Source organism: Prosthecobacter vanneervenii (assembly GCF_014203095.1).
In the GTDB taxonomy this organism is placed as follows: domain Bacteria; phylum Verrucomicrobiota; class Verrucomicrobiia; order Verrucomicrobiales; family Verrucomicrobiaceae; genus Prosthecobacter; species Prosthecobacter vanneervenii.
This window is the reverse complement of record NZ_JACHIG010000013.1, coordinates 151,314-171,690: the sequence shown is the minus strand read 5'-3', so window position 1 is coordinate 171,690 and position 20,377 is coordinate 151,314. Positions and strand designations below refer to the sequence as shown.

At 59.5% G+C, this 20,377-nt stretch carries 16 protein-coding genes; 11 read left to right on the top strand and 5 right to left on the bottom strand.

Annotation, left to right across the window (positions count from 1 at the left end; translation table 11 throughout):
* Positions 1-93: 93 nt before the first annotated feature.
* The 7 genes from HNQ65_RS23370 (at position 94) to HNQ65_RS23340 (ending at position 8,950) form a co-directional block, all read left to right on the top strand.
* Positions 94-1,218 carry a protein arginine kinase gene (locus tag HNQ65_RS23370; RefSeq protein ID WP_246438619.1) on the top strand — a complete coding sequence of 375 codons (1,125 nt, stop codon included), beginning with the start codon at positions 94-96 and terminating at the stop codon, positions 1,216-1,218.
* Complete coding sequence (locus tag HNQ65_RS23365; protein ID WP_184343628.1) at positions 1,211-3,745, top strand: ATP-dependent Clp protease ATP-binding subunit; 2,535 nt, start codon at positions 1,211-1,213, stop codon at positions 3,743-3,745. Before HNQ65_RS23370 ends, HNQ65_RS23365 begins: the two co-directional genes overlap by 8 nt.
* 30 nt (positions 3,746-3,775) lie before the next feature.
* The gene (locus HNQ65_RS23360) at positions 3,776-4,993 is read left to right on the top strand and encodes a CHASE2 domain-containing protein (RefSeq protein WP_184343626.1); all 1,218 of its coding nucleotides are present in this window, start codon (positions 3,776-3,778) and stop codon (positions 4,991-4,993) included.
* A gap of 64 nt (positions 4,994-5,057) precedes the next feature.
* Positions 5,058-6,416: an MBL fold metallo-hydrolase gene (locus tag HNQ65_RS23355; RefSeq protein ID WP_184343624.1), complete on the top strand. Its 1,359-nt coding sequence runs from the start codon at positions 5,058-5,060 to the stop codon at positions 6,414-6,416.
* A 20-nt stretch (positions 6,417-6,436) separates the two neighbouring features.
* The gene (locus tag HNQ65_RS23350) at positions 6,437-6,910 is read left to right on the top strand and encodes a dihydrofolate reductase (protein ID WP_184343622.1); all 474 of its coding nucleotides are present in this window, start codon (positions 6,437-6,439) and stop codon (positions 6,908-6,910) included.
* Positions 6,911-7,214: 304 nt separating this feature from the next.
* Complete coding sequence (locus tag HNQ65_RS23345) at positions 7,215-7,937, top strand: metallophosphoesterase family protein (protein WP_184343620.1); 723 nt, start codon at positions 7,215-7,217, stop codon at positions 7,935-7,937.
* Entirely contained in the window at positions 7,934-8,950 is a 1,017-nt protein-coding gene (locus HNQ65_RS23340; protein WP_184343618.1) for a glycosyltransferase family 9 protein, read from the top strand. The genes HNQ65_RS23345 and HNQ65_RS23340 overlap by 4 nt, the downstream gene beginning before the upstream one ends.
* A 6-nt stretch (positions 8,951-8,956) precedes the next feature.
* On the opposite strand, the gene HNQ65_RS23335 is transcribed toward HNQ65_RS23340, so the two are convergent.
* A complete protein-coding gene (locus HNQ65_RS23335; RefSeq protein ID WP_184343616.1) occupies positions 8,957-9,217 on the bottom strand; it encodes a hypothetical protein in 261 nt (86 codons plus the stop codon).
* A 241-nt stretch (positions 9,218-9,458) separates the two neighbouring features.
* Between HNQ65_RS23335 and HNQ65_RS23330 the strand changes: the two genes are divergently transcribed.
* Complete coding sequence (locus tag HNQ65_RS23330; protein ID WP_184343614.1) at positions 9,459-11,411, top strand: LTA synthase family protein; 1,953 nt, start codon at positions 9,459-9,461, stop codon at positions 11,409-11,411.
* Here HNQ65_RS23330 and HNQ65_RS23325 read toward each other — a convergent pair whose 3' ends face one another.
* Positions 11,412-12,971 carry an N-acyl-D-amino-acid deacylase family protein gene (locus HNQ65_RS23325; RefSeq protein WP_184343611.1) on the bottom strand — a complete coding sequence of 520 codons (1,560 nt, stop codon included), beginning with the start codon at positions 12,969-12,971 and terminating at the stop codon, positions 11,412-11,414. It lies immediately after the preceding gene.
* 93 nt (positions 12,972-13,064) lie between these two features.
* Here HNQ65_RS23325 and HNQ65_RS23320 point away from each other — a divergent pair, with 93 nt between their 5' ends.
* Entirely contained in the window at positions 13,065-13,988 is a 924-nt protein-coding gene (locus tag HNQ65_RS23320) for a D-alanine--D-alanine ligase (RefSeq protein ID WP_184343609.1), read from the top strand.
* Positions 13,989-13,994: 6 nt separating this feature from the next.
* On the opposite strand, the gene rarD is transcribed toward HNQ65_RS23320, so the two are convergent.
* The 3 genes from rarD to gap all read right to left on the bottom strand — a co-directional run bounded on the left by rarD (position 13,995) and on the right by gap (position 17,215).
* Entirely contained in the window at positions 13,995-14,885 is an 891-nt protein-coding gene (gene rarD / locus HNQ65_RS23315) for an EamA family transporter RarD (RefSeq protein ID WP_184343607.1), read from the bottom strand.
* A complete protein-coding gene (locus HNQ65_RS23310; RefSeq protein ID WP_184343605.1) occupies positions 14,875-16,047 on the bottom strand; it encodes an MDR family MFS transporter in 1,173 nt (390 codons plus the stop codon). Before HNQ65_RS23310 ends, rarD begins: the two co-directional genes overlap by 11 nt.
* Positions 16,048-16,165: 118 nt before the next feature.
* A complete protein-coding gene (gene gap, locus HNQ65_RS23305) occupies positions 16,166-17,215 on the bottom strand; it encodes a type I glyceraldehyde-3-phosphate dehydrogenase (protein WP_184343604.1) in 1,050 nt (349 codons plus the stop codon).
* Positions 17,216-17,393: 178 nt separating this feature from the next.
* Here gap and HNQ65_RS23300 point away from each other — a divergent pair, with 178 nt between their 5' ends.
* Together HNQ65_RS23300 and HNQ65_RS23295 are read left to right on the top strand one after the other, a co-directional pair.
* Positions 17,394-17,774 carry a BlaI/MecI/CopY family transcriptional regulator gene (locus HNQ65_RS23300; protein ID WP_184343602.1) on the top strand — a complete coding sequence of 127 codons (381 nt, stop codon included), beginning with the start codon at positions 17,394-17,396 and terminating at the stop codon, positions 17,772-17,774.
* Positions 17,775-17,780: 6 nt separating this feature from the next.
* On the top strand, positions 17,781-20,357 hold the full coding sequence (locus HNQ65_RS23295) for a M56 family metallopeptidase (RefSeq protein ID WP_184343600.1): 2,577 nt from the start codon (positions 17,781-17,783) through the stop codon (positions 20,355-20,357).
* Positions 20,358-20,377: the final 20 nt, after the last annotated feature.

The window sequence follows — 20,377 nt, the reverse complement described above, 5'->3', positions numbered from 1 at the left end:
CGCAATTGAATGGCGGCTGATGCAGCAGGAGAAAACATCCTGCACCGCCATTCAACGCGTATCCCCTTTCACACGTCCAATACTCGCAAGCCCATGATGCGTTTTGCCACACTGATCAAGAACCCCGCCGACTGGATGAAGGGAGCGGGGCCGCACTCTGATGTCGTGATGACATCGCGGGTGCGTCTGGCGCGCAATCTCCGCGGCCACCCCTTCCCAGGATTCAGCCAGGAGCGCCAGCGCATCGAGCTGCTGGAGCGCGCCCGGCCGGTGGTGGAGCAGCTGCCCGAGATGCGGGACGGCTACAGCGAGGACTACACGGACCTGAGCAAGATCCGCAAGCAGGTGCTGGTGGAACGCCATCTGGTGAGCCGCGAGCACGCCGCACGCTCCTCTGGATGTGCCGTGGTGGTGGACCGCAAGCAGAGCATCTCCATCATGATCAATGAGGAGGACCATTTCCGCATCCAGGGCATCCGCCCGGGGCTGAACCTGCACAGCGCCTTTGAGGCGGTGGACCGGGTGGACTCGGAACTGGAAAGCATGCTGCCGTATGCTTTTGACCCCAAGCTGGGCTACCTGACTGCCTGCCCCACGAACCTGGGCACCGGCATGCGCGCCTCTGTGATGCTGCACCTGCCTGCGCTGGTGCTCACGGAGCAGATCAATCCGGTGATCAAGGCCATTGGCAAGATCGGCCTGGCGGTTCGCGGCCTGTATGGCGAAGGCACTGAGGCGCTAGGGAATCTTTTCCAGATCTCGAACCAGCACACCCTGGGCGAGGCGGAGCCTGAGATCATCGCCCAGATCGAAAAGGTCATCGAAGGTGTGGTCCGCTCGGAAATGACAGCCCGCGCCAAGCTGAAGGAAGATCACCAGACCATGCTGCAGGACCAGGTGGGCCGTGCGTTTGCGATTCTGCGGTATGCGCACATTCTTGCCTCAAAAGAGGCACTGAACCTGCTGAGCATGCTGCGGCTGGGTGCAGATCTCGACCTCGTCGGCAACTGTGACCGCAGCCTGATCGACATGCTGCTTCTTGAAATTCAACCTGCGCATCTGCAGCTCAATGCTGCGCGAGAATTGTCCCCTGAAGAGAGGGACAGCATGCGCGCTGAATTAACCCGAGCACGGTTGCAATCCATCGACGGCCCGGGTAGTTTTCCCCCAACTTCACCAACCTCAGGAGGCACCTCCTCCCCCCCCAATCATGAATAATTTCACCCCACGCGCCCAACAGGTCCTGGCCCTTGCCCGCAAGGAGGCAGACCGCTTCAACCACAATTATGTCGGCACGGAGCACCTTCTCCTTGGCTTGATCAAGCTCGGCCAGGGTGTGGCGGTCAACGTGCTGACCAAGCTCGGCCTGGATCTCGAAACCGTGCGCATGCAGGTGGAGCAGCAGGTCGGCTCCGGCCCAGAGACCAAGATGGTGGGCAACATCCCCTATACCCCGCGTGTGAAAAAGGTGCTGGCCCTGGCCTCCAAGGAAGCCAAGGCGCTGAACCACAGCTACGTCGGCACGGAGCACATTCTGCTGGGCCTGCTACGCGAAGGCGAAGGCGTGGCTGCGCAGGTGCTGCGCAACCTCGATGTGAACCTAGACAAGGCCCGCAGTGAGATCCTCAAGGAACTCGACCCCAACTTCTCCTCCCAGAACGAGGAAGAAGCGGAAGAAGACAGCGAGCCCGTGAGCCCGACTGGCAACAATCCGACCGGTGACAAGAAGAAGAATGAGAAGACACCGGCGCTGAAGGCCTTTGGCCGTGACCTGACCGAACTCGCCATCAAGGGCGAGATGGACCCCGTCATTGGCCGTGCGGATGAAATCGCCCGTGTGATCCAGATCCTCTGCCGCCGCACCAAGAACAACCCAGTGCTGATTGGTGAAGCAGGTGTGGGCAAGACCGCCATCGTGGAAGGTCTGGCCCAGGAAATCGCCGCTGGCAATGTGCCTGAAATTCTGCGCGACAAGCGCGTGATCACCCTCGATCTGGCGCTCATGGTGGCCGGCACGAAGTATCGCGGCCAGTTTGAAGAGCGCATCAAGGCGGTGATGGACGAGATCCGCCGCAACAAGAATGTCATTCTCTTCATCGACGAGCTGCACACCATCGTGGGTGCCGGCGGCGCGGAAGGGGCCATGGATGCCAGCAACATCATCAAGCCTGCGCTGAGCCGTGGTGAACTGCAGTGCGTGGGTGCCACCACCCTGAACGAATACCGCAAGTACATCGAAAAGGATTCCGCGCTGGAACGCCGCTTCCAGAGCGTGAAGGTCGAGGAACCCTCTGTCGAGGACGCCATCCGCATTCTCTTCGGCCTGCGTGGCAAGTATGAGATGCACCACAAGGCCCGGTACTCGGAGGATGCCCTGAAGTCCGCCGTGAATCTGAGCTCGCGCTACCTGCCCTCCCGCTTCCTGCCGGACAAGGCGATCGACATCATGGACGAAGCCGGCTCGAAGGCCCGCATCGCCGCCATGACCCGCCCACCGGAACTGAAGGTGATCGAGGCCGAGATCGAGCAGATCCGCGTCGAGAAGGAAGGTTCCATCAAGGAGCAGGACTTTGAAAAAGCCGCCCACCTGCGCGACCGCGAAAAGAACGCCAAGAAGCGTTTTGACGACGTGCTGGAAAGCTGGCGCTCAAACAATCAGGAACGCATTGTCGATGTGACTGAAGAGGACATCATGGCGGTCGTCTCCAAATGGACTGGCGTGCCGCTGCAGCGCATGGAGCAGGCGGAGGCCGAGAAGCTGCTCAAGATGGAAACCGAGCTCAAGGGCAAGGTCATTGGGCAGGACGAAGCCGTCATCGCCATCAGTAAGGCGCTGCGCCGCTCGCGTGCAGACCTCAAGGACCCGCGCCGTCCTATCGGCTCCTTCCTGTTCCTGGGCCCGACGGGCGTGGGCAAGACCTTCCTGGCCAAGAACCTGGCCGAGTTCATGTTTGGCACCGCCGAGGCGCTGATCCAGATCGACATGTCCGAGTACATGGAGAAGCACACGGCCAGCCGTTTGATCGGGGCACCTCCCGGGTACGTGGGCTACGAAGAAGGCGGCCAGCTTTCCGAAGCTGTGCGCCGTCGTCCCTACTCCGTCATCTTGTTTGACGAAGTGGAGAAGGCCCATCCGGATGTGATGCACCTGCTGCTGCAGATCCTGGAAGAAGGCCAGGTCACGGACAACTTTGGCCGCAAGATCGACTTCCGGAACACCATCGTGATCCTGACCTCGAACATCGGTGCGGAGCAGATCAAGCGCCAGACCAGCCTGGGCTTCATGGCCATGCAGGAAGACACTGCTGACAATGTGGGCATCAAGGGCAAGATCACCGAAGCTGCGAAGAAGTTCTTCAAGCCGGAGTTCCTCAACCGCCTGGATGACATCGTCATCTTCCGCATGCTTGAGAAGGAGCAGCTCAACAAGATCGTGGACCTAGAAGTCAGCAAGGTGGTCACCCGCCTGAAGAAGAAGAACATCCACATCGCGCTGGACGACAGCGCCCGCGAGTTCCTCATGAAAGAAGGGTTTGACCCGCAGTATGGCGCGCGCCCAATGCGCCGTGCGGTGGAGAAAAACATCGAGGATCCGCTGGCAGAGCACCTGCTGCGTGGAGACATCCGTGAAGGCGATGTGGTCAAGATCTCCCATGACGCCGAGCAGAACCGCCTGAAGTTTGCCGCTGAGAAGCGCGAGAACAACGACGTTCCTGCTGAGACGCCCGCCACACCCGCCCCTTAACCATCGGCGATCCTCCGGGCACCGCCTGTCATGATTCGCGCCCTGCTCCTCGTCGTCCTGCTGGCCAGCCTCGGCTGGTGGCTGGACCGCGAGCAGCACGCAGGGCGCTTTCAGCGGGTGGATGAGGTGTTTCTAGACTTCCTCGTGGCCAATGCACGGGATCGTTTTGCCGTGGATGCCAATGCGGCGGCATCTGCACCCGTTGTGCTGGTGAAGATGCGGGCCGCTGACAAGGCTGAATACGCCGGGTGGCCACCGCGCCCGCTGGACTGGCAGATGGTTCTCAAAGGCCTGCAAACCTATGACCCCGCCGTGGTCGTGATCCCAGAAACACTTTTCTGGGGCCGGCCCGCGCCTGAATTTGTCAATGAGGCTGCTCAAGCCCTGATACCCCTGCCAAGCACCGTGCTGGGAGTGGAGGCGCAACTGGCATCCAGCCGTGATGCACCGGCTTTCCTAGGCGGACTGGATGCCACTTTGCCAAAGTTTGAAAAAGTCCTGGGGGACATGACTCCCGTGCCACCTCTAGGAGCGCTGATCTCTGCGCCAGATGATTTGCTGCGACGGCAGGCCGAACTGGGAATCTCGCTGCCACAAAACGCCAGCACGCCGGGCAAGGTGGCCTACGCCCTGCAGGAAGGAGACCATCTGCTGCCGACGGTGCTGGCCCAGGCCGTGGCACGCTTTACCAAGACCCCCTACGCCACTCAGCGACTTCTCCTGGGACCGGGAGCAGGAGCCTTTCTGGCCAACGGCAGCTTTGTGCCGCTTTCCCCAGGTGCTGAGTTTACCGTCAACATGCAGCTGCCAGTCCCCGAAGTAGATGCCCTGAACCTGATGACCTCGGAGCTGGCTGAGGCGCTCTCAGCCAAAGACAAGGCCAGTCTGTCGGGGGGCAAAATGATCGTGATCGGCACGGATGACGATTCTCCAGGCGGACTGGCCCGCCTGCATGCGCAGGCGCTGGCGCAGGTACTGTCCATGCCCCGTCTGCAACTGCTGCCTGAGTGGGCGCAGTGGATCGCCTGGGGTGCTGCCAGTCTGGTGGGAGTGTGGTTGGTGTTTTTCGTTCCACGCTCCAAGGCGGTGCTGCGCGGTCTGCTGTGCGTCTTTGCGGCGCTGGTCGTCTGCTTTCTGGCCTTCCAATCTCGTCTGATCTGGGCTCCGCCCACCATTCCAGCCGCCTTGATCGTGGCTTCCACGCTGTTTGCGCGGCTCGCCGGCCGCCGGGTGGAGGTCAAGGGGTGAACTTCTCCTTGTGGAACATGGGTATGCCCCTAGTATCGGCCTCCCCCTTTTTTAGATCTACTGCATGCGCTTTCGCAATCTGACCCGCCGACGTGAGATCGGTGCCAACTCCTACCTGCTTGAAGCCGGGGAACATCGTGTCGTGCTGGACTCCGGCATGCATCCTAAAATGGCAGGCTACAAAGCCGCCCCAGACTTTGGCCCCCTGCCCAACAAGGCTGCCAATGCGGTGATCATCACTCATGCGCACCATGACCATATCGGCTCGCTGCCCCTGCTGCAGCGCCGACAGCAAGACACTCCGGTGCTGATGACCGAGATCACGGGGGAGCTTTCCTCTGCCATGCTGCACAACTCCGTCAACGTGATGACGAAGCAGCGCACTGAAGAGAGCATCCCGGAGTACCCGCTCTTCACCCACCGTGAGCTGGATGAGATCCGCGCCATGTGGATCTACCGGGATATTGAGCGCCCGTTTGAAATTCCGGACACCAATCTGGAGGCCACGATGTTTGATGCCGGCCATATCCTGGGATCCACCGGGGTGCTGATCCGCGAAGGTGGCAACACGCTCTTTTACACAGGAGATGTGAACTTTGAGGCGCAGACGATCTGCCGTGCGGCCGACTTCCCTACCAGCGGGATCGACGTGATGATCGCCGAAACGACCCGTGGCGACTATGCACGGCCGGAGGACTTTTCCCGCAAGGCCGAGAAGGAGCGCCTTGCCTCAGTTATCCGTGAAACGCACGAAGTGGGCGGCGCGGTGATGATCCCCGTCTTTGCCCTGGGGAAGACGCAGGAGGTGATGCTGATGCTGCACGAGCTGCACCAAGAGGGACTAATCCCCGAGATGCCTCTGTACATCGGCGGGCTGAGCACGAAGATCACCGTGCTGTATGATCACTATGCCTCCCGCAGCCGTCGGAGCTATCCGGGCTTCCGCCTGCTGGATGACATGAAGATGCTGGTGCCGCGCAAGAACCGGAAGCGGGTGGAACTGGAGTCCAACTCGCGCACCCTGTATGCGCTCTCCAGCGGGATGATGACGGAGAACACGGTCTCCAACATTTTCGCGCAGACCTTCCTGGATAACCCACGCAACACGGTCTGCTTCGTGGGCTACACAGATCCGGAATCCCCTGGCTACAAGGTGCGGAATGCCGCCCCTGGCACCAAGATCAAGCTCAGCAAAGACAAGCCCGCCGTGGAACTGCGGGCGCGCGTGGAGAGCTTTGACCTCAGCGCCCACGCCAGCCGCGAACAGATTGCCGAGTACATTGAGAAGGTGAAGCCCAAGAAACTCCTGCTCGTGCACGGCGAGGAGCCCGCGCAGATGTGGTTCACCAACCGTTTTAACGAGACGATTCCCGGCACTGAGATCATCCGCCCGGAACCTCATCAGCCGATCGATCTCTGGTAAGCAGCCGCTTTTTCACTGTCATGCGCCTTATCGCCATCGTCGCCATGTCGAGCAACCGCGTCATCGGGCGTGATGGCAAACTACCGTGGCACTACCCAGAGGACCTGAAGTTTTTCAAACGCACGACGCTCGGGCACCCCATTTTGATGGGCCGAGCCACTTTTGACTCGATCGGCAAGCCGCTGCCCGGGCGCCAGAACATCGTGCTGAGCAGCACCATGGCTCCGCGAGAAGGCGTCACGGTCATTCGCAGTGCTGCGGAACTGCCCCAGGTCTGCGGTGATGCCGAGACTGTCTTTGTGATCGGCGGAGCACGGGTTTTTGAGGAACTGCTGCCACGATGCGATGGCTTGTATCTCACCTGGATTTCCCAGCCCTACGAAGGAGATGTGCTGCTCCCCCCCTTCGAAGACCTGTTCCAGCTCAAGGAAGTCGTTGCTGAGAGTGAAGGGCTGGAATTTAGGTACTACGAAAGACTCACGAAGACAGAATAACACTGTCCCCGAGGTGTTTTCACAGCGTCCTTACAACTCATTTACGACCACCTGACTCAAGGTTTTCGAAATGTGGAAGACTACCTTCAGACAACGAACCGGTAACGGTTCAGTCGAAAATTTCACGTAGTGGTTCTTCTGGCTGTTGGACTCCTATCAAGCGACGGGGCGGATCGGGTGATCCGTCCCGTTTGCTTTTCCAGTGGTGGAGCCCCCCTTGGTCAGGGGATGTTTCTGATACTGAATTGCTTGATTTCCCTGCTCATGTCCCGAAGGTGGGGTGTCCGACGCCAACCATCAGCCGATGAAATTCGCCATCTTTGGAGACATCCACGCCAACCTCGAAGCCCTGCAGACCGTTCTGTGGGACGCGCAGGAGCAGGGTTGTGCCAATTATGTCTGTCTGGGCGACATCGTCGGCTACGCCGCCAACCCAGCCGAGTGCCTGCAGACCGTGCAGGATCTGGGCTGCCCTGTGGTCCGTGGCAACCACGACGAGGGAGCTGCCAGCGAGAGCTCCCTGGAGGAACTCAATCCCCTGGCCCAGAACGCCCTGCTCTGGACGCGTGAACAGCTCAGCGAAGATCAGCGACAGTGGCTGCGAGACCTCAAGCTGGTGCGTCAGGTGCGGGACTTTACCATCGTGCATGCCACGCTGGATTCCCCCGGCAACTGGGGCTACGTGACCAACCGCTTTGATGCGATGGCCAGCTTCAGCTACCAGTTTACCCAGGTTTGCTTCTACGGTCATACGCACGTCCCGCGCATTTTTGAGAAAGATGACGCCGTTCGTGCTGCCCGTGGCACCGACATCACGCTTCAGCGTGGCGTGAAGTATTTCATCAATGTGGGCAGTGTGGGCCAGCCGCGAGACGGCGACTGGCGAGCCTCCTATGCGATCTACGATGCCCAGGAGCAGACAATCTCCATCCGCCGGCTGGAGTACGACATCGAAACCGCGCAGGCTAAAATCCGCGCTGCCGGCCTGCCCTCTTTGCTGGCAGACCGACTGGCCCTCGGCAAATGAGCGCCGCCCCGCGCCAGCTTCCCAGCCTGCGCGATTTCCGCTCCGCGCTCATCGTCAAACCCAGTTCTCTGGGGGACATCGTGCACACCCTGCCAGCCGTGAAGGCGCTGCGAGATGCCCACCCCAGGCTGAAAATCCGCTGGCTGGCCAACACGGAGTGGACGCCCATTCTACAGGGCAGCCCGCTGCTCGATGAGGTGATCCCCTTTCCGCGCAAGACCTTCCGGGGGCTCGCTGGCCTGGCGCGCTTCTGGGTCTGGCGGCGCACCTGGATGACACTGCCGCGTGAGGAGCCGGAGATCGTGCTTGATTTCCAGGGCCTGATGCGCAGCGGCCTGGTCAGCAGCTGGCGTGGGTCAAAAACAGTCGTCGGGCTTTCCGATGCGCGTGAAGGCTCGCGTTTCTTTTACAACCACACTGTGCCCGTGGACGCCGGAGCGCATGCTGTGGACCGCTATCTGGAGCTGCCGCGTGCACTGGGGATCAAGATCGAGGCTGAGGACATTGCCTTTGAGCTTGCTCCGGGCTCGGCTCCCATCGGCTGGACACAACCTGCACAGAGCTTTGTCGCGGTTCATCCTTGGTCGCGCGGGGAGGGCAAGTCGCTTTCCAATTCTGCCCTGCAGGCGCTGTGTGATGCCCTGGCCCCTCACCCAGTGGTGCTGGTGGGCATGACATCAGATCCGACCCGACCCACGGGTACGCACATCCAAGACTGGAGCCAGCGGACCTCGCTGCCGGAGCTGATCTGGATCATGCGGCAGGCAAAATACTGTGTCAGTGTGGACAGCGGCCCGATGCACATTGCTGCGGCGGTCAATCCGCAGACTCTAGGCATCCATACCTGGAGCGACCCACGCAAGGTCGGGCCGTATCCGTCGAAGGTGCATGTCTGGAAAGCTGGACGAATCGCTGCGCGAACAGAGTTCAGCGCAGAGGAATGCCAGCGCGAGGCAAATGTGACCGAAGCCGATGCGCGAGGCATGGGCGAGTGGGTGGGTCAGCGTCTGTAAAAAGGCTTACTTTTTCGCGGCAGCGTCCTTGACCATTTTTACGTACTTGGCGGGGTCAGCTTTGAAGTCCTTGAGGCAGGATTTGCAGCAGAGGTACACGTCCGTGCCTTCGTGTGTGACTTTGACCGGCTTGCCCATCTCGCCGCCAAAGGGCTCGTCTGAAATGACGCACTTTTTGAGCGGGTAAGAGGCTGGGATGCCGTCCGCAGCACGGGTGCAGCTAAAACTGAAAGCGACAGTGGCTAGGAGCAGGAGGGAGGGCTTCATAGGAGGCCGCATGTTATTCAGCCCCATGGAACTTCTCCAGCGGGATCATGGAACATGATTGAAAAAGACGTCGTCAGGATGAGGCCGTCGTCTGTGGTCATAAAACCGTTCTTAAGCAGGTTCTCATCCTGGCTAGGCATTTTGAACCTTGAAACTGAATCACCTCCTGCCACTTCGTACGCCGCCCAGCTTTTGCCCAGCCAACGAAAGCGTTCACCCGAGTTTTTTGCATGTGTCAATTATGCGACTGAGCCCCCGTTCGTCTTTAGCCCGAGGTGCCTTGCTGATCATCGCGCTGTTTCTGACAGTGGCGTTTTTCACCCGTGTCGCGCTCATGGTTCAAGGGCGGCATGACATCGCATGGGACGCCTCGCTGTTTGGCTCGTTTGGCTTGGGCTTGTGGTATGACATGCTGGCGGCCTGCCATGCGGTTGTGCCGTGGTTTCTGCTGACGGCCCTGCTGCCTACGGCGCTCTGGCGCAGCAAAGCAGCACGATGGGTCGTGTCATTTCTCCTGCTGCTGTATGCCGTGGTGTTCATCTTCATCGGCGTGGCGGAATGGTTTTTCTGGGATGAGTTTCAGGTGCGGTTTAATTTCATCGCGGTGGACTATCTCGTCTTCACCCAGGAGGTGATCGACAACATCCAGCAATCCTATCCCATGCCGCTGATCTACGCCGCGCTGGCGCTGGCGGGTTCTGGTGTGGTATGGGCGGCGTGGCGGCTGGGAGGCATCCGCTGGGTATGCGCTGGAGACAGTGCCTGGAGGCTGCGCATTCTACCAGTGCTGGGCATCGCTGCGCTCGTGGTGGGCATTTCCAACCTCTTCTCCCAGTCGCAGCTCCCACGCTTCAGCAACAACTTCAATCGTGAGCTGGCCAAAAACGGCCCCTATGCCTGGTGTGCAGCCTTTTGGGAAAGCGAGATCGAATTCGAACGCTTCTATCTCAGGCAGGACATCGACAAGGCGCTGGCGCGTGCGAAGGAGCTTCTCATCCTGACCGACACTCCGGCGGCCAGTGCAGACCCGCGCGATCTGCGGCGTGTGATCAAGCATGAGGGTCCGGAGAAGAGGCACAACATCGTCTTTGTTTCTGTGGAAAGCCTGAGCGCGGCCTTTATGAGCCACTTTAAGGTGAACTTCAAGATGCGCTCCTACCTGACACCGAATCTGGACCGGCTGGCGGATGAGGGCATTCTTTTCACCAATTTGTACGCCACCGGTACACGTACCGTGCGCGGTCTGGAGGCGCTGACGCTGAGTGTGCCGCCGACGCCGGGCCAGTCGATCGTCTGGCGGCCGCTGAATACCAACCTCTTCACCTCGGGCTCCGTGTGTCGCAGCCGCGGGTATGACATCAGCTACGTGTATGGCGGCGATGCCATGTTTGACAACATGCGCACCTATTTTTCCCGCAACAACTACCGGGTGATCGACCGCGGCACGAAGCCGAAGAGCGAGATTACTTTTCAAAACGCCTGGGGCGTGGCGGATGAAGATCTCTTCCGCTGGGCCATGCAGGAGGCAGACACCAACCATGCAGCGAGCAAGCCCTTCTTCATGCATGTGATGACGGTATCCAACCACCGCCCCTTCACCTTCCCGGCAAACCGCATCGACATGCCGCAGGGCTCACGCGAAGCTGCCGTCAAATATACGGACTGGTGCATCGGCGACTTCCTGGAGAAAGCGAAGTCGAAGCCGTGGTTTGCGAATACCATTTTCGTCGTGGTGGCAGATCACTGCCATGGCAGCGCAGGAAAGATGGAACTGGATGTGACCAAGTATCACATCCCCTGCATCATCTGGAATCCACAGCTCATTCAGCCGCGCTCGTATGACCGGCTGTGCAGCCAGATCGACGTGGTGCCCACGCTGTTTGGCCTGATGAACTGGAGCTACACCACGCGCACGTTCGGCCAGGATGTTTTCTCCCCAGGCTACGCTCCGGACAAAGAGCGCATCTTTGTCTCGAACTACCAAAAGATCGCTTACATCACACAGGGTGACTTTGCCATGCTGAAGCCAAAACAGGAATTCACCCTCGGCAAAGTGGATCTCAAAGCAGGAACGATCACGCCGGAGAAGTCGGATGTTCTGCAGGGTCGACTGAACGATGCCATCTCACTGTATCAATCGGCCTCATGGCTCTTCCGCAACGGGCACCTGGGAGCGGAGACAGACAAACCGTAACTACTGCCCCATGCGGAGCGGTCCGCCGGTGCGGATCTCGGTGAGCTGGCCATCGCGGATGACGACTCCGCCATTTACTACGATATGCGTAAAGCCTTCTGCATAGTGATGCGGATCGCTGAAGGTGGAGGGATCGTTGACCTTGGCCGGATCAAAAACCACGATGTCGGCATGGGCTCCTGTTTTGAGCATGCCACGATCTTTAAGGTGGAAGGTCTGCGCCGGCAGTGCGGTCATGCGGCGGATGGCTTCAGTGAGTGTGAGGATTTTCAAGTCGCGGACATAGCGGCCCAGCACGCGCGCGTTGTTGCCATAACTGCGCGGATGCGGGACATCTTCACCGAGGCGACGTGGACCGCCGTCACTGGCGATCATGGTCAGCGGGTGTTTGAGGAAGGTCTGCAGATCGTCCTCGTTCATGCCGTGGAAGATGGCGCTGGCACCGCCCTGGGCTTCGATCTCCAAAATGAGCTCGACCTGGTCTTCGAGCGTGTCCGAACCACGCCTCATCTTGGCTGCCTCAGGGATGGTTTTGCCATTGAGCGAGGGATCCGCTTTGCAGCGGGCGATCACCGCGTAGCCGTAATCCTTTCGTCCCTGACGGGTGCGCATCTCGGCCATCTTGGCAATGATTTCGGCTTTTTGCTTCGGATCTGCGATACGTGCGACAAAGTCTGCATGCTCTCCTTCCAGTGCACTGTCCGGCAGCGTCTGACGCAGACCAGTGCTGGAGGCCGTGTAGGCGTATTGGTCTTGGGTGATCTTGAGTCCTGAAGCGCGGGCTTTTTTGAGCACGTTCAGCACTTCATCGGCCTTTCCCCAGGCGGTGGGGCCGGAAAGCTTGATGTGCGAGACCTCGGCGCGAACATTTGCTTCTCGTGCGATGCGGATGAACTCCTCCAGCGCCTGAAAGATGCGCGTGGTCTCGTAACGCATGTGACTGACGTAGATGCCATCATGAGCGGCGGCGACTTTGGCCATCGCGATGAGTTCATCTGTCTTGGCAAAGGAGCCTGGCACATAGATCAGCCCTGTGCTGATGCCCACGGCACCGTCTGTCATGGCCTGATCGACGAGCCCCTTCATCGCAGCGAGTTGCTCGTCATTGGGAGCGCGGATGAAGCTGCCGCCCATCGCCTGCTCGCGCACGGAACCGTGGCCGATCAGTGTGGCGACATTGAGCGCCACCTTTGACTCCTCGATTTCCTGGAAGAATTTTCCCACATCCGTGCGGGAGTGGCCGCAGTTTCCGGTGATGATTGTCGTGACACCCATCCGCAGAAAGTTCTCCGCCACCGGATTGCGGCAGATGTCCTCTGAGTGGGTATGCACATCGATGAAGCCAGGCGCGACGATTTTGCCGCCGGCATCAATGACGTCGGAGGCGATGCCCTGCACCTGCCCCACCGCTGCGATCCGTCCCTCTTTGACCGCCACCGATCCCTCAATCAAAGGACCGCCGCTCCCATCCGCGATACGGGCATGGGTGATAAGCAGATCGTAATCCGCAGCCCGGAGCGAGGCCGCAAGAAGACAGGCGAAAAGGAGACGAATCATCATGATGGTGACAGGGAGAAAGACATGGCGGATGGCACGGACATTGCCAGGATTCCTTTTGCCAATCCGGCCTCCTCATTCCATATCTGCAACACCATGCTCGACCTCACGAACAAAAAAATCGCCCTGCTGATGGGCGGCCCAGGCTCTGAACGCAAAGTCTCCCTGAAAACCGCCGAAAGCGTGGCGGAGGCGCTGCGCAGCAAGGGAGCCACCGTCGTGGAGGTGGACGTGACCGGACCGGACTTTGAGGTGCCGGGAGATGTCTTCATCGCCATGAACCTGATCCATGGCACCTTTGGCGAGGACGGCCAGATCCAGTCGATCCTAGAGCAGCGGGGCATCCGCTACACCGGCGCCGGCGTGGCCAGCAGCCGAATCGCCTTTGACAAGCTGCTGAGCAAGGAGCGCTTCATCGCCGCTGGTGTGCCCACTCCACGCTCGCAGACCTACCCGCTGGATGGCAGCCAGCCGCTTGCCATCGGCCTGCCACTGGTGGTGAAGCCGCCACGTGAAGGCTCCAGCGTGGGCGTGCACATCTGCCACACTCAGGCTGAACTGGAGTCTGCCCTGGAAGACGCGAAGAAGTTTGGCCATGACACGCTGATCGAAGACTACGTGGCTGGCAAGGAGCTGACCGTCGGCGTGCTTGGCGATCAGGTGCTGCCCATCATCCACATCGAACCCGTGGAGGGCTTTTACGACATCAACAACAAGTACCCGTGGATGGGTGGCACGGGCAAAACGAACTACAACTGCCCAGCCAATCTGAGCCCCGAGGTGACCAAAGCTGTGCAGGACGCCGCGCTGAAGGCCTTCCAATCCTGCGGCACCGAGGTGTATGGCCGTGTGGATGTGATGCTGCGGGACAGCGATCAAGCCCCCTTTGTGCTGGAGGTGAACACCATCCCCGGCATGACGAGCAGCAGCCTGCTGCCCAAAGCTGCCAAGGCCGTGGGCATCGAGTTCCCGGACCTCTGCGCGAAGATCATCGAGCTGTCGCTGGCCGCGAGGCCGTGAGGCTTCTCAGGCCTTGCCGGGCTTTCGCAGCCAGAGATCGCCGCAAAACTGCAGCACTCCGAGCCAGATAAGGCCAAAGGAGAGCAGGGTTCCTGTGCCTACCGGTTCATGGTAGAGGAGAGCGCCCACCAGAAACTGACCGGTGGGTGCCAAAAACTGCAGCACGCCCAGCAGGGCAAACGGCAGCTGGCGCGCGCCATGCGCAAAGCCCAGCAGCGGAATAGTGGTGATGATGCCGAGACCGATGATGAGCAGCAGGTCATGTGCGGAGGCCGTGCCCCATATGGGCAGGCTGCTCTGCTGCGCCCAGATCAGATAGACCAGCGCCACCGGCACACCGACAACTGTCTCCATGGCCAGCCCGGGCAAAGAGCCCAAAGGCGAACGCCGACGCGCCAGGCCGTAAAGAGCGAAGCTCCCCGCCAGCAGCAGGCCGATCCATGGAAAACGCCCCACAAGCACGAGCTGCGTCAGCACCCCGCATGCTGCGGAGAAGATGCTGAGCTTTTGCAGACCCGTCAGCCTCTCTCCGAGCAACCGGCTGCCGATGAGCACATTCAGCAGCGGATTGATGAAGTAGCCAAGGCTGCAGTCGATGATGCGACCATGCTGGGCGGCCCACACAAAGACGCCCCAATTGATGGCTAATAGAAAAGCAGACCATGCGTGGGCGCCGAGGAGCCGTGCATTTCGTAAAGAGCGAAGAAAGCCAGACCACTCGCCACGCAGCATCAGCAGCGGCATCACCGTAGCCAAGGTCCACACCACACGCTGGGCCAGCGCCACATCACTGCCCAGGTGGCCGAGCTGCTTCCAGTACACCGGCAACACCCCCCAGAGGCCAAAGGCCAGAACGGCGCTCAAAGCCGCATTGGCGGATGTTTTTTCAGAGTTCATAAGAGGAGATTTTGCGGGTGGAAAGAATGAGCAGAGCCGCAGCCAGACCAAGAGCGGCATTGATGCCCCAGAGCAGCCCGGGGTGCTGATCATAGAGCGCCATTCCCAGCGCCGAGCTGGCGGTATTTCCTGTGCACCAAGCAAGGCTGAGAAAGCCCACATAGCGCCCCCTCATGTCCTCTGGTGCCAGACTGGCGGAGTAGGCCTGCTGCCGCGAGAAGGCGGACATCTCGCCAAGAGTGAACACTACCATCATGAACACAAAGGCGGTGAGCGAGCCGCTGACGAGAAAGATGAGAAAGCTGATGCCCATAAGGACGTAACCGAGTGCCAGCACCTGCCTGACCGGCCATGCGCGCAGGCTCACTGCCAGAGGCAGCTCAAACAGGCAGATCATGACGCCGTTCAGGGCCAGCACGAGGCCGCAGTCGTGCAGCGGCAGGCCGTTCCGCTCAAAGTGCAGCGGGAAGGTGGTGTTGGTCTGCCGGAAAATCCAGGCCGTACAGATGCACGCGGCGAAGAGGGCCAGGAAGGCGTGATTGCTTTTAATGGACTGCCACGCATGCCCCCAGCCTGCGTGCTCGCGTGCTGTGCGCCTGCCCCGGGGGAGGCAAACCCAGGCAATGATGCCAAAGAAGGCCGAAGTGGCGGCATCAACGGCGAAGAGCCAGAAGAAGGAATATTCCGCCAGAAAGCCTGCTGTAGCGGGTCCGAGAGACCAGGCAAGGTTGACCGCAAAGCGCTGTACGGCATAGGCGATGACGCGGTGCTCCGGCGGCACCAGATCCTGTACGAGCGCTGCGCTGGCCGGGCTCCCGGCCTCATTGATGGCCCCGGTAATGAAGGACAGCAGCGCCAGCGTGCGCCAGTCCACCGCTTGGGACATGGCGAGCATGCAAACCGCTCCAGCGAGAGCGGAGACCGCCATGGTGACATTTCGCCCGAGGCGGTCAGCCATCCAGCCGCCGATCCAGGCGGCGGCAAAACCACCCACCGAGTATGCGGCGACAGCGAGGCCCGCCTGCGCCGTGGTGTGGCCATTGCGCGTGATGAAGAGCGCCAGAAACGGCACGACGAAGACGCCGAACCGGTTGACGAAAGTCGCGCCTACCAGAACCCAGAAGGGTCTGGGCAGGAGGCGCAGTTGTGAAAGAAGGGACATGGTTGGAAAGAGCAGAAGAGGTTCATGGGAAAAGAATGGATGAGCAGGAACGCAAAACGGGCCGGCTCATGTGAGCCGGCCCGTCGAAGGCTTTAAAGGGTGTCTGTGTTCGGTTAGATTACAGGCCTTTGCTCACAATGTATTTCACGAGATCGACAACTCGGTTGGAGTAACCCCACTCATTGTCGTACCAGCTCACGAGCTTGAAGAACTTGTTGTTCAGCTCGATGCCGGAACCGGCGTCGAAGATGGAGCTGTGCTGGTCGTGCATGAAGTCGGTGCTCACCACTTCGTCGGCGGTCCAGTTCAGGATGCCCTTGAGGTAGGTTTCGCTGGCCTTCTTCATGGCGGCGGAGATTTCCTTGTAGCTGGTTTCCTTCTCCGTCTTCACGGTGAGGTCCACCACGGAAACCGTCGGCGTCGGCACGCGGAAGGACATGCCGGTCAGCTTGCCCTTCACTTCAGGGATGGCCAGACCGACGGCCTTGGCGGCACCGGTGCCGGAAGGAATGATGTTGATGGCAGCGCTGCGGCCACCCTTCCAGTCCTTCTTGGACGGGCCGTCCACGGTCTTCTGCGTGGCGGTGTAGGAATGAATCGTGGTCATGAGGCCTTCGGCCACGCCGAATCCTTCCTTCAGCAGCACGTGCACGATCGGCGCAAGACAGTTCGTGGTGCAGCTGGCGTTGGACACCACGTGGTGCTTGGAGGCGTCATACTTCTCATGGTTCACACCCATGACGACGGTGATGTCCTCATCCTTGCCAGGGGCGGAGATGATGACCTTCTTGGCACCTGCGTCGATATGTCCCTGGGCCTTGCTGCGCTCAGTGAAGAGACCGGTGGACTCGATCACGATGTCCACGCCCAGTGCCTTCCATGGCAGGGCGGAGGGGCCTTCACGCACAGCGAGGCATTTGATCTCGTGGCCGTCCACCACAAGGATGTCGTCTTCAGCCACATCAGGGCTGGACTTCTTGGAGTACACTTCCTCCTTGGCCTTGCCCTGGGTGGAGTCATACTTGACGAGGTAGGCCAGATTGTCAGCAGGCACGAGGTCGTTCACGGCGACGACGTCGATTTCCTTGCCCAGGAGACCCTGGTCACAGATTGCGCGAAACACGAGGCGGCCGATGCGCCCGAAACCATTGATGCCGATTTTGACCATGTTGTTTGAGTTAGTTTTGTATTTTGAGGGGAAACAGGATTACTGCCGGGGGGGGTGGGTGTCAACCGCCGAGGCAGCAGGATTCGGGCCTTGATAGCGATACGAATGCCGCCGTCACTACATTTGTAGTTGCCATTTCACGACAAATGTAGTGAAATGCATTTTATTCCTTTTAATCATGCCAGACGCACCCGACATCTCCGAATCTGAATGGTCCATCATGGAGGTTCTTTGGGAGTCGTCCCCGAAGACTGCATCTGAAGTGACCAAGGCCCTGCGTTCCTCCACCAACTGGGCGGAAAACACCGTCCGCACCCTGCTCACGCGGCTGGTGGAAAAGGGGGCGCTCAAGACTGCCGAAAATGCCAGCGGCACCCGCACCTTTCTGCCAGCCGTGAAGCGCGAGGCCTGCGTGCATGCCGAGAGCGAGTCCTTCATGCAGCGCATCTTCGGCGGCGCGGCCAAGCCCCTGCTCGTGCACTTCGCCCAGAACAGCAAGCTCACCGCCGAGGAGGTGAAGGAGCTCAAAAAGCTGCTCGACCAGTCTCTCAACTCCTGATCCACCATGAACACGCTTGCCAACATCTTCGACTGGCTGCTCGCCACCAGTTTTCGTGCATCGATTCTCACGCTTGTGGTGCTGCTGGCGCAGGCAGTGCTTCGTCGGCAGCTCACCGCACGAATGCGGCATGCGCTTTGGCTTCCGGTGCTGGTGGTGCTTCTGATGCCAGTCTTTCCGCAAAGCCGCTGGAGCATTGAATACGTCTTCCAGAAGGCACCGACGCCTGCACTTGAGCAGATCATTCCTTCAGACATGGCTCCTGCCGAGGAGCTCGCTCCAGTGATCTTTGAGTCAGCCAGAGCGATGCCTGAGCCCATCCATTGGCAAAGCATGATGCTCTTCAGCTGGATCAGCGTTGCGGCGGGCACACTTATTCTGGGCGGAATCTCATTCGTGCTCACACTTGGCCGTTTAAGACGCGCCAGTCAGCCCGCCAGTGAAGAACTCGTGGCCACGCTCGCACAGATCGCGCTCGAAATGCGTCTCCGCCATGTGCCACGTCTTGTCGTCGCCTGCAATGTAAGCAGCCCTGCCGTCACCGGTCTGCTGCGGCCCACACTGCTCCTGCCTGTGGAGTTTGACCGCGACTTCACACCCGTCGAAACCCGCCTGGTGCTCAAGCACGAGCTCATGCATATCAAACGCGGCGACCTCCAGCTCAATGCCCTCATGTGTGTGCTGATGACGTTGCATTGGTTCAATCCCCTGCTGTGGATTGCATTTTTCAAAATCCGGGCTGACCGCGAGGCCGCCTGTGATGCCCAGGTGCTCCACAACGCCCCTGCTGCCAGCCGCGTGGAATACGGCCATGCCCTGCTCAAAGTCGAGACCGCTTTTTGTCCGCGCGGTTTGAGCCTTGGCTTTGTCGGCATTTTTCAACGCGGCTCTGCGCTGCGCACGCGCATTCAGTTGATCGCCGTTCGTCACAACCCACACCCACTCATGAAAGCCATCATCAACGCATGTATTATTGTCATGACCTTCTTTGGCATCACCCGTGCGCAAAAGCCGGAGCCTGCGAGGGATTTCACGCTCGGCCAGGCTTCCTTCAAAGCCGGCGACTCCATCCGCATTCACTCAGTGCAGACAACAGCAGAGTCAATCACTGTGGCGGTTGACTACGAGCTAGCCAGCGAGGAGGAGGCGTATGTCTCTCTGTTCATCACCGTGAAGAACTCCGACCCCACTCCGGTGGACCCGCGACAGAGAGCCGCCATCAAAAAAGGCAGGGGCAGCGTCGTCCTCGTCCATCCCCATCCGCAGCCAGGGCTGCCGCATGTCACTTTTTACTCCAAGGACGGGCATCCTTTTGGCGGCATCTATTTCGGGACCCAGGAAGAAGCGGCTGCGTCCAAGGCGCTTAATTTGAACTACATGCTGGATGCCTCTGCCCCCAAAACGGCCACGCCAACTGAATACATCCAAAACAAGCTGGATAGGATCATCATTCCCACCGTCCGTTTTCAAGAGGCCACGGTGGAAGAAGCGCTCGAATATCTTCGCGTTAAAAGTCGTGACATGGACGTCACCACTCAAGCTTCCAACCAGAGGGGCGTAAACATCATTTTCAGACAGGACATTTCACCCTCCAAGGCAAACATCACACTCGACCTCAAGGATGTGCCTCTGGGCGAAGCACTGCGATATGTCGTCGAGCTCGCCGGCATGAAAATGAGCATCCAGCCCTACGCCGTCATCGTGGCAAAGAGTTTTCCCACAGCACGGTCAACAGCAACAGAGGTGCCCCACGCTCCTGCGGCCGGAAAAATCGTCATTCCAGATATTACCTTTCGCGAGGCCACCCTGACAGAATGTTGCGAGTTTATTCGCATCAAGTCCCGCGAACTCGATCCTAAAAAAAAGGGAGTCAACATCCTGATCAAGCCTGGCGCTGCACAAGAAGCAAACATCACCCTGTCGCTCAAAAACGTCCCGGTTTCCGAAGCTCTGTACTATTGTGCCTCACTGGCCCATCACAAGCTCAGCAGCGATGGCCAATCTTATTTGCTCACTCCAGTTTCTGCCGAAAGCCCGGAAAAAAAAGGCCAGGCTTCTGGCACAGCTGCAAAGCCAGCGATGAACACTGCCGAGTCTCAGGCGGCGGAACTTCGCATAGCCCGTCAGCGACAGTATGACTTCAACAAAGCAAACCTGGGCGACGTGCTACGCTATCTGGCGACGGATGCCGGAATTAACTTCGTCTCACTGTCCGAGGACAGCACAGCCAGCAAGAAATTGGTCACATTCAGTGTTCGTGCCAGTCCCTTTGAAGTCTTGGAGGCACTTTGCCGTACCAACGGGCTCGTCATGGGTCTGGAGCAGGGCCGTTGGATCTTTCGTGACCACGACGACAAAGCAGTGGTGATCAAAAGCTATGCCCTCAACAAGCCGGGCATGAACATTGATGTCGTCCTGAAAGACATCGATTCGCTCCTTTCGGCAGGCGAGGCCAAATCGGCTGTGGTTTTCGACAAAGACAACAACTCATTCAAAATTACCACTACCCGCCAGCAGCACTCCTGGGTGAGCGCCTATTTCCAAGGGATCAACAGCACGGCTCTCGCTGGCGGCACGAAGTGATCCACGGTTGAACTTGAGCC

What these genes read in the sequence shown, in the direction of transcription:
- HNQ65_RS23335 (WP_184343616.1), bottom strand. Translation starts at nt 9,217, where the DNA reads ATGAAGCCCTCCCTCCTGCTCCTAGCCACTGTCGCTTTCAGTTTTAGC.
- HNQ65_RS23300 (WP_184343602.1), top strand. Translation starts at nt 17,394, where the DNA reads ATGCCAGACGCACCCGACATCTCCGAATCTGAATGGTCCATCATGGAG.
- HNQ65_RS23355 (WP_184343624.1), top strand. Translation starts at nt 5,058, where the DNA reads ATGCGCTTTCGCAATCTGACCCGCCGACGTGAGATCGGTGCCAACTCC.
- HNQ65_RS23340 (WP_184343618.1), top strand. Translation starts at nt 7,934, where the DNA reads ATGAGCGCCGCCCCGCGCCAGCTTCCCAGCCTGCGCGATTTCCGCTCC.
- HNQ65_RS23365 (WP_184343628.1), top strand. Translation starts at nt 1,211, where the DNA reads ATGAATAATTTCACCCCACGCGCCCAACAGGTCCTGGCCCTTGCCCGC.
- HNQ65_RS23295 (WP_184343600.1), top strand. Translation starts at nt 17,781, where the DNA reads ATGAACACGCTTGCCAACATCTTCGACTGGCTGCTCGCCACCAGTTTT.
- HNQ65_RS23345 (WP_184343620.1), top strand. Translation starts at nt 7,215, where the DNA reads ATGAAATTCGCCATCTTTGGAGACATCCACGCCAACCTCGAAGCCCTG.
- HNQ65_RS23320 (WP_184343609.1), top strand. Translation starts at nt 13,065, where the DNA reads ATGCTCGACCTCACGAACAAAAAAATCGCCCTGCTGATGGGCGGCCCA.
- HNQ65_RS23350 (WP_184343622.1), top strand. Translation starts at nt 6,437, where the DNA reads ATGCGCCTTATCGCCATCGTCGCCATGTCGAGCAACCGCGTCATCGGG.
- gap (WP_184343604.1), bottom strand. Translation starts at nt 17,215, where the DNA reads ATGGTCAAAATCGGCATCAATGGTTTCGGGCGCATCGGCCGCCTCGTG.
- rarD (WP_184343607.1), bottom strand. Translation starts at nt 14,885, where the DNA reads ATGAACTCTGAAAAAACATCCGCCAATGCGGCTTTGAGCGCCGTTCTG.
- HNQ65_RS23370 (WP_246438619.1), top strand. Translation starts at nt 94, where the DNA reads ATGATGCGTTTTGCCACACTGATCAAGAACCCCGCCGACTGGATGAAG.
- HNQ65_RS23325 (WP_184343611.1), bottom strand. Translation starts at nt 12,971, where the DNA reads ATGATGATTCGTCTCCTTTTCGCCTGTCTTCTTGCGGCCTCGCTCCGG.
- HNQ65_RS23310 (WP_184343605.1), bottom strand. Translation starts at nt 16,047, where the DNA reads ATGTCCCTTCTTTCACAACTGCGCCTCCTGCCCAGACCCTTCTGGGTT.
- HNQ65_RS23360 (WP_184343626.1), top strand. Translation starts at nt 3,776, where the DNA reads ATGATTCGCGCCCTGCTCCTCGTCGTCCTGCTGGCCAGCCTCGGCTGG.
- HNQ65_RS23330 (WP_184343614.1), top strand. Translation starts at nt 9,459, where the DNA reads ATGCGACTGAGCCCCCGTTCGTCTTTAGCCCGAGGTGCCTTGCTGATC.